The sequence below is a fragment of the Vibrio sp. V19_P1S1T109 genome (assembly GCF_002241375.1).
GTDB lineage: Bacteria > Pseudomonadota > Gammaproteobacteria > Enterobacterales > Vibrionaceae > Vibrio > Vibrio anguillarum.
This window is the reverse complement of the sequence record NZ_NDIM01000303.1, coordinates 1-7,183: the sequence shown is the minus strand read 5'-3', so window position 1 is coordinate 7,183 and position 7,183 is coordinate 1. Positions and strand designations below refer to the sequence as shown.

Sequence of the window (7,183 nt, the reverse complement as noted above, 5' to 3'; positions counted from 1 at the left end):
GTGTAGAGGCCACCCTAGAACATCTGTTGCTCGAACAACCAGATGCGGCGTTAGTGATTCAAGCGGATGAACATGCTTATAACGGTACGGTTGTTAAAGTGATGGATGCGGCCAAAGGAGCCGGAGTGAAAAATATCGCATTGGCGGCGGAGAAGCGTTAATGGGACGTTTACTGCTTGCTTTGCCAATTGCAGGAGCGATTTCGCTGGCGCTGTTCGGTTTTATGGCGTGGATGGTGGATAACGGTAACCAACGCGCTGTAAAACCAACTCAAGCACTGCGATTTAACATGGTGATGATGGAACAAGAACACGATTTACAGCGTCGCCAACGTAGCGTTCCGGAACCTTTAAAGTTGCCTGAGCCGCCACCGCAAGCACAAGTGACACAGTCACAAACTACTGCTACGGCCGCTACATCACTCACTAGTTTACCAGCTTTGGGTTTGGATACAGCGCTTAATGGGGTGGCGATTAGCGCACCAACCTTTGGTGATTTTGGCTCAAACCAGCAAGCAATGCCGTTATATCGTGTCGAGCCGGTTTATCCAAGCCGAGCTCTAAAGCGAGGTGTAGAAGGTTTCGTTACATTAAGCTTTACCATTGATACAACAGGAAAAGCCGTCGACATCAATGTCGTCGATGCCAATCCTAAACGTATGTTTGAGCGTGAAGCGATGCAAGCGCTGAAAAAATGGAAGTATCAACCTCAGATTGTCGACGGTAAAGCCATTGAGCAGCCGGGACAAACCGTGACTGTGGAGTTTAAAATTGCCAAATGATGAAACGTATATTGATTGGCTTATCACTTGTTATCGGCTCGCTCTCTTTAAATGCGAGCGAATTAAGTGCGACAACAGTCCTGAAAGTGCAAAAAGCACAGCAATTTGCATTAGAAGAGAACCTCACTCAAGCCATTGAGGTACTGAGCAGTGTTGAAACGTCACGTCTTTACGATAAAGCATTTGTTGCCCGGATGCTTGGTGTGTTTTATTGGCAAAGTGGTCAGCCCAAAGCGGCAGTCAAACAGATCAAGTACGCTGTAGAGAGTGGAGAGCTGCAAGATGAGCAGGCATGGACCACCGAACGTATGTTGGCTGATCTGTATGTCAATGAACAACAATTTGAAAAGGCGTTACCGCACTACTACCAATTATTGAAATCCGTTCCTCCTTCACAGAAAGTAGACGATCTGTGGTTGCGTATCGCACAAACCCACTACCAAATTGCACAATGGAAAAAAGTGCTGCATGCGTTGGATAAATACCAAACCGTGACACCACTTAATACTAAAAACCCACTGTCACTTAAATTAGGTGCGCAGCTTCAGCTAGAACAATGGAAGGCGGCCATTCCAACTTTAGAAAAACTGATCATGCTGGAGCCTGACCAAGCCAGTTGGTGGCGACAGTTGGTCGGTTTACATCTGCGTTTAGATCAGCGTCGTCAAGCATTAAACAGTCTAGCGTTAGCCAAATTACAAGGTGTGGAATTAACCGATAAGGATAAACACTTGCTCGCGCAGTTGTATGCGCAAAATGGCATTCCAGAACGTGCGGCGCAAGTTCTGCAAACATTATCTGATGCTGATCAAGACTTAACTTTACTGAAAGAGCAAGCCACTTACTGGCAGCAAGCCAAAGAATGGCAATCCGCGATCAGAACATGGACAAAAGCAGCTGAACAGGATGAGCAATATTATTGGCAAGTGGCGCTGCTGTACAACCAGCAAGGGCAATTTAAAGAAGCGTTACAGGCGTTGGATAAAGTCACCACGCGCGAGAAAAAAGCCGATGTCGCGTTAGCGCGAGTTCATGCGCTGTACAAACTCAATCAACTCGATAATGCTCTATACCAAGCCAAGCAAGCTGAAAACCTAAACCCATCAAGCCATGCCAAAGGATGGATCAAATTCCTTTCTCGTTTACAAAAAGTTCAGCAAGCGCAAACGGCTAATATCTGATCATAGCGCCTCATCTGCCCGATGATGAGGCGTCTGACCTTTTACGATTTTTGAATCGTCATTATCAAGACTGACATTGGTTCGGTTTTGCCTATCTTAGTGATAAAGAGAACCTATTATTGTCTTTCTGATTTTTTCCGTACCATAACGTTTAACGATGAAGTACAGAGAGAGAATCATGATGAAAGCGTTAGTGGTTGAAGGTGGTGCGATGCGCGGCATTTTTGCCAGTGGAGTCTTAGATAGTTTTTTACAACATCAGCATAACCCATTTGATTTTGTATTAGGTGTTTCAGCTGGAGCTTCAAACTTAATCGGCTACCTTGCGAAGCAACCGAGACGCAGTTATCACGTTGTAACTCAGCTTGCCACCGACCGTCTTTTTTTTAACCCAATTCGCTTTATTAAGGGGGGAAATCTCGTCGATGTGCGTTGGCTAATCGATGAGTCCAACCGACGTTATCCGATTGATGAAGACAAACTGTTTAACTCAGTCCCTTTCTTTGCTGTTGCAACCAATATCGAAACGGGTAAAGCCGATTATTATCGAGTGACTCAAGAAAACTTGAGCACGGCCATTGAGGCTACATCCGCGCTACCGATAGTTTATAAGCACACGCCTTGTTTCCATGGTGGTTGCTACACTGATGGAGGTGTTGCTGACTCGATCCCTGTTAAAGAAGCGTATCGCCGTGGAGCACGAGATATTACGGTTGTTTTATCACATCCACTTAGCTATATCATGTCGCCTCCTAAAAGTAAGTGGATGATGAAAAAACTCTTTTCACGCCATCCAAATATGGCTAAATCAATGCTATTTCGTGCGAAACATTACAACCAATCACTTGAATTTATTCGCAATCCACCTTCTGATGCCATCATTCGAGTAATCGCGCCACCTGAAGGGTTTCCCGTTAAGAGATTGACGATGAAGTTACCTTTACTCAACATAGGCTATGACATGGGCTTAAAAGCAGGGCAAAATCATTTGGAGTGGCTTGAATACACACGTGCAGCCTAAAAACGCTTAGGTTTAAAAGGCTGATAAAACACTATCTACATGTCGTAACTGTCTATGTAATAAGCTGTTTTTTAGAGATGATTGAGTATGAATTTCATCGCAATTTATCTTGTTTATGGTTTTCATATGAGTGGCACGTGCTAAGTATGTACCACATTTTGATTGATCGAGCCTGACGGCATGCAACTGAAACTATCGCTACTCTCCATCGCTTTATTGAACACAATTCCTGTCACTGCAACGGAAAACTCTCAGATGTTTATTCCGGTCACAGCAGCCAATAGTTACCAACATGGCATTGATGTTGCTGAGTACTGGAAAAGTGAAAAACTGGATGGAATTCGCGCCATCTGGAATGGACAATATCTTCATACGCGTAATGGTAATAAGATCAATGCGCCTGCTTGGTTTACTGCACCATTACCTAATAAAGCATTAGAAGGAGAGCTTTGGGCTGGACGAGGTCAGTTTCATCACGTTCAACAAACGGTATTGGATACCATACCAACCGATGAAGCGTGGCAAAGCATCCGCTTTATGCTGTTTGATATGCCCGAAGCGATCGGTGACTACCAAAAGCGATATCGCAATCTTATCCACTTATCCTCACTTATGAATGCTCCGCACATTACCTATATTGAACATTCACCAATTCACTCAGAAAAAGAGCTGCTTGGGTATTTAGACAACGTAAGTGATGGGCAGGGTGAAGGGGTGATGCTGCGAAAAATTAATGCTCATTACCAAGCCGGCCGCAGTAACGATTTACTTAAGCTTAAAAAACACCAAGATGCTGAAGCTACGGTCATTGGTTATAAACTGGGTTCTGGCAAGTACCAAGGTATGATGGGATCAGTGCTAGTGCGCTTAGAAAACGGTGTTGAGTTCTATATCGGCAGCGGTTTTTCTGATGAGATCAGAAATAATCCGCCAAAGATCGGATCCATTATTACTTTTCGTTTTAATGATCTCACTGCAGAAGGGAAACCAAGATTTGCACGTTTTATGAGAGAAAGGCCAGCAATATAAATAAGGCCAGACAATGTCTGACCTTATTATTTCATCGCAACGCCTTTTCGCCACGTTGAAATTCAGAGAATCAAGCTGTTATTTCGATGCAAAATCGAGTTGCACGCTATCGGCTTGTTGATGCATCCAGTGTAAGCGGATACCCAGCATTAAAGCAGCAGAAGATAAGCCAACGATAAATCCTATCCAGAACCCACTGGCACCCATAGGTTCGACAATGAAATCTGTCATTGCTAATACATAGCCCGTTGGCAAGCCAATCATCCAATAAGCGATAAAGGTACGATTAAAAATCGCCGTCATGTCTTTATAACCACGTAGCGCTCCTGCTGCAACGACTTGAATCGCATCCATACATTGATAAATAGCCGCAAAAATAAGCAACTGCATCGCCATGGCTACAACGGCTTGGTTTTCCGTATAAAGCAAAGCCACATATTCACGAAATAGGACCGTTAACGTCGCCGTGATAATTGCAGTAGATAAACCGACTAACAAGCCAACCTGCGAAGCGATGGTTGCCCCTTCAATATTTTTCTCGCCCAGCTTATGGCCAACACGGATGCTCACTGCCGCGCCGATACTCATCGGTAACATAAAAATTAATGATGAGAAATTCAAAGCGACTTGATGAGCCGCCACCACCAATGAACCGAGTGGAGCGACCAACAATGCGACCACAGCAAATAGAGTAACTTCAAAAAATATCGCTGCCGCCACAGGAAAACCAAGCTTGAATAAGCGAATTTGCGCTTTCAATTGTGGTTTATGGAATTCACCAAAGATATTAATGTGCGCCATGCGTTTAGAAGTGACGACATAAAACAGCAGCATAAAAAACATCAACCAATAGACAATTGCCGTCGCCACACCACAACCCACACCGCCTAGCTCTGGTGCGCCAAATTTTCCGTATACGAAAATCCAGTTAAGTGGAATGTTAACTAATAAGCCCGCGAAACCAATCACCATAGCGGGTTTCGTCAGTGAGATACCATCAGTGAAACTGCGCAATGCTTGAAATAATAAATAAGAAGGTACGGCAAACATCACGGCGTACATGTACCCGTTAGTTTTTTCAGCCATCAACGGCTCAATATCCATCCACCCCAAAATCCATTGAGTTTGAAAAAGAACACCAATAATGGGAATAGAGACAAACAACGCTAGCGCTGCGCCTTGCTGTATTTCAAAAGGAATTTTCTTTTGCCGCCCTGAACCATTGAGTTGTGCCACAACGGGAACCAACGCCATTAACAACCCAACACCAAACAGAATCGAAGGTAGCCAAATACTTGCCGCGATCGATACCGCAGCCATATCAATCGCACTCACACCACCTGCCATGACGGTATCTACAAAGCCCATTCCAGTTTGAGCAATAGAGGCAATCAACACAGGTGTTGCCAATTTGATTAAATTTGAAGCTTCTTGTTTATAACGATGCACAAATATCTCCAGAGGAAGGACAAGCAAAAATCGCGACCAATAATCAACTTATCGCGTAGGCATGGATGATAAAGAAATGTCACACTAAGCTCCATGAAAAACTGATGAAATTACCTAATGTTTATTGGGAAGGTTGCTCGTCGCGCTGTATGTGGTGAAATCTATTTCATACAAAGCTTGATTAGGCTAGATAGGGGGGCTTGGCGTGTTGCACGTAACTATTAAGAAGAGCGCTTGCCAAGCGCTCACTTTTTAAAAGATTTGTTCATCATCGGCATCAACAAACAACTCTATTTTGTCTAAACGTTCATCGACCATCATATTGAGATGAATCGCATGGCAACAGGCGGGGCAATCGTCATAAAACTCTTGGCTACCATTTGATGCATCTAGGGTGATCCTAATGGAATGACCGCAGTGAGGGCAGTTGACCATTCTTTCCGTATAATTTTTCATATCTCTTTCCTTACATCCTTGGAGATACCTTAATACTAAGTCGCTAAGTTCCTTTAAGCGGCAAATTAAGTTCAAACTTTGAATTGGCCCATAAAACAACAAAAGAGCCATTTATTAAGGCTCATTTGTTGTCTATACAGCTCGGTTGTTTACACCGTTAAAAGGAGAGGATTTTCTTGATCAAACTTTCCGCTTCGACCAGATAGTGGCCACCAAATTGATTATAGTGATTGAGGACATGATAGAGGTTATAAATATTCTTACGTTCCACATAGTCCAAACTCAAAGGTAAGATGCTCTCATAGCCTTGGTAAAACTCAGGTTGAAAACCTTCAAATAATTCTGTCATTGCGATATCGCATTCACGATCACCCCAATAACAGGCAGGATCGTAGCAAATTGGACCAAATACCGAGTTTGCCACATTCCCATGCCACAAATCTCCATGCAGCAGAGATGGGCGAGGGCTATGGTTAGCTAAGCGAGATTGGACAACGTCGACCAACTCGCTGATATTGAACAACTCAATTCCTTTTTCACGCAACAATTGCAATTGCCAGCCGATACGTTGTTCCGCAAAAAAACGACCCCATTTTTTGTCCCACGGATTTGGCTGCAAAGTGGAACCAATATAATTGTCTGCATCAAACCCATACTCTTTTTGTTCTCCCCATTGATGCAGTTTGGCCAGTTGTACACCGAACTCATAGCTGTTCGTCGCGTTATCTAGGGGTTTGGTTGGTAGATAGTTTAGAACAATGAAAGCATGATTTTTACTGGTTCCAATCATCACTAGCTCGGGAACCTGTACTGTTGACGTTTCACGAAGCGAACGTAGGTTTTCACCCTCAATCTCAAACTTAGCTAAGAAGTCTCGTGTGTTCACTTTAACAAAATAGCGTTGCTCGCCATCGCTGATCATGTAGCAATCACTAATGTCACCACCGCTGACTTTTTCTTTTTCAACAGGGTTAAATTCAAACATGAGCGTATCGGATAACTGCTGAATGAGAGTTTGCCACATAACGACCTCTGCCTTGATTTACTTAATAATTCGTAGTTTAGGTCATGGTTACGAATATTTCAGAAGTGCGTGACACATAATTTAGCCACTTTCCTTTTGAGGGAGCACCAATGCTCATAAATGTGATTAAGTGCAAGAATTTGCAGATGCGAATACAGAAATAGTATTAAAAATAACGCTATATTTTCCATAAGTTGATCTTGCTTCGGTGCTAGTAACCCAATTTATAGGATGCCGTATCC

8 protein-coding genes are annotated in these 7,183 nt (G+C 43.4%); 5 read left to right on the top strand and 3 right to left on the bottom strand.

Annotation, left to right across the window (positions count from 1 at the left end; translation table 11 throughout):
• From B9J87_RS14710 to B9J87_RS14690, 5 genes are all read left to right on the top strand, one after another.
• On the top strand, positions 1–161 hold a 161-nt coding region (locus B9J87_RS14710; RefSeq protein WP_176429546.1), incomplete at its 5' end, for an ExbD/TolR family protein.
• The gene (locus B9J87_RS14705; protein ID WP_094151496.1) at positions 161–781 is read left to right on the top strand and encodes an energy transducer TonB; all 621 of its coding nucleotides are present in this window, start codon (positions 161–163) and stop codon (positions 779–781) included. The genes B9J87_RS14710 and B9J87_RS14705, both read left to right, overlap by 1 nt.
• Positions 778–1,962 (top strand): tetratricopeptide repeat protein, encoded by a 1,185-nt coding sequence (locus B9J87_RS14700; RefSeq protein WP_094147899.1) that lies wholly within the window; start codon positions 778–780, stop codon positions 1,960–1,962. The genes B9J87_RS14705 and B9J87_RS14700 overlap by 4 nt, the downstream gene beginning before the upstream one ends.
• 157 nt (positions 1,963–2,119) lie before the next feature.
• A complete protein-coding gene (locus B9J87_RS14695; protein WP_017047626.1) occupies positions 2,120–2,983 on the top strand; it encodes a patatin-like phospholipase family protein in 864 nt (287 codons plus the stop codon).
• A gap of 186 nt (positions 2,984–3,169) precedes the next feature.
• Positions 3,170–4,012: a DNA ligase gene (locus B9J87_RS14690; RefSeq protein WP_441351335.1), complete on the top strand. Its 843-nt coding sequence runs from the start codon at positions 3,170–3,172 to the stop codon at positions 4,010–4,012.
• A gap of 78 nt (positions 4,013–4,090) precedes the next feature.
• Here the strand turns inward: B9J87_RS14690 and B9J87_RS14685 are convergent, their stop codons facing one another.
• The 3 genes from B9J87_RS14685 to B9J87_RS14675 form a co-directional block, all read right to left on the bottom strand.
• A complete protein-coding gene (locus B9J87_RS14685) occupies positions 4,091–5,461 on the bottom strand; it encodes an MATE family efflux transporter (RefSeq protein WP_026027236.1) in 1,371 nt (456 codons plus the stop codon).
• Positions 5,462–5,713: 252 nt separating this feature from the next.
• Complete coding sequence (locus B9J87_RS14680; protein ID WP_010320526.1) at positions 5,714–5,917, bottom strand: CPXCG motif-containing cysteine-rich protein; 204 nt, start codon at positions 5,915–5,917, stop codon at positions 5,714–5,716.
• 157 nt (positions 5,918–6,074) lie between these two features.
• The gene (locus B9J87_RS14675; RefSeq protein ID WP_017042505.1) at positions 6,075–6,941 is read right to left on the bottom strand and encodes a fructosamine kinase family protein; all 867 of its coding nucleotides are present in this window, start codon (positions 6,939–6,941) and stop codon (positions 6,075–6,077) included.
• Positions 6,942–7,183: the final 242 nt, after the last annotated feature.

Excerpts from the sequence above, each read along its gene's own strand:
- B9J87_RS14700 (WP_094147899.1), top strand. The coding sequence starts at position 778 with ATGATGAAACGTATATTGATTGGCTTATCACTTGTTATCGGCTCGCTC.
- B9J87_RS14680 (WP_010320526.1), bottom strand. The coding sequence starts at position 5,917 with ATGAAAAATTATACGGAAAGAATGGTCAACTGCCCTCACTGCGGTCAT.
- B9J87_RS14705 (WP_094151496.1), top strand. The coding sequence starts at position 161 with ATGGGACGTTTACTGCTTGCTTTGCCAATTGCAGGAGCGATTTCGCTG.
- B9J87_RS14675 (WP_017042505.1), bottom strand. The coding sequence starts at position 6,941 with ATGTGGCAAACTCTCATTCAGCAGTTATCCGATACGCTCATGTTTGAA.
- B9J87_RS14695 (WP_017047626.1), top strand. The coding sequence starts at position 2,120 with ATGAAGTACAGAGAGAGAATCATGATGAAAGCGTTAGTGGTTGAAGGT.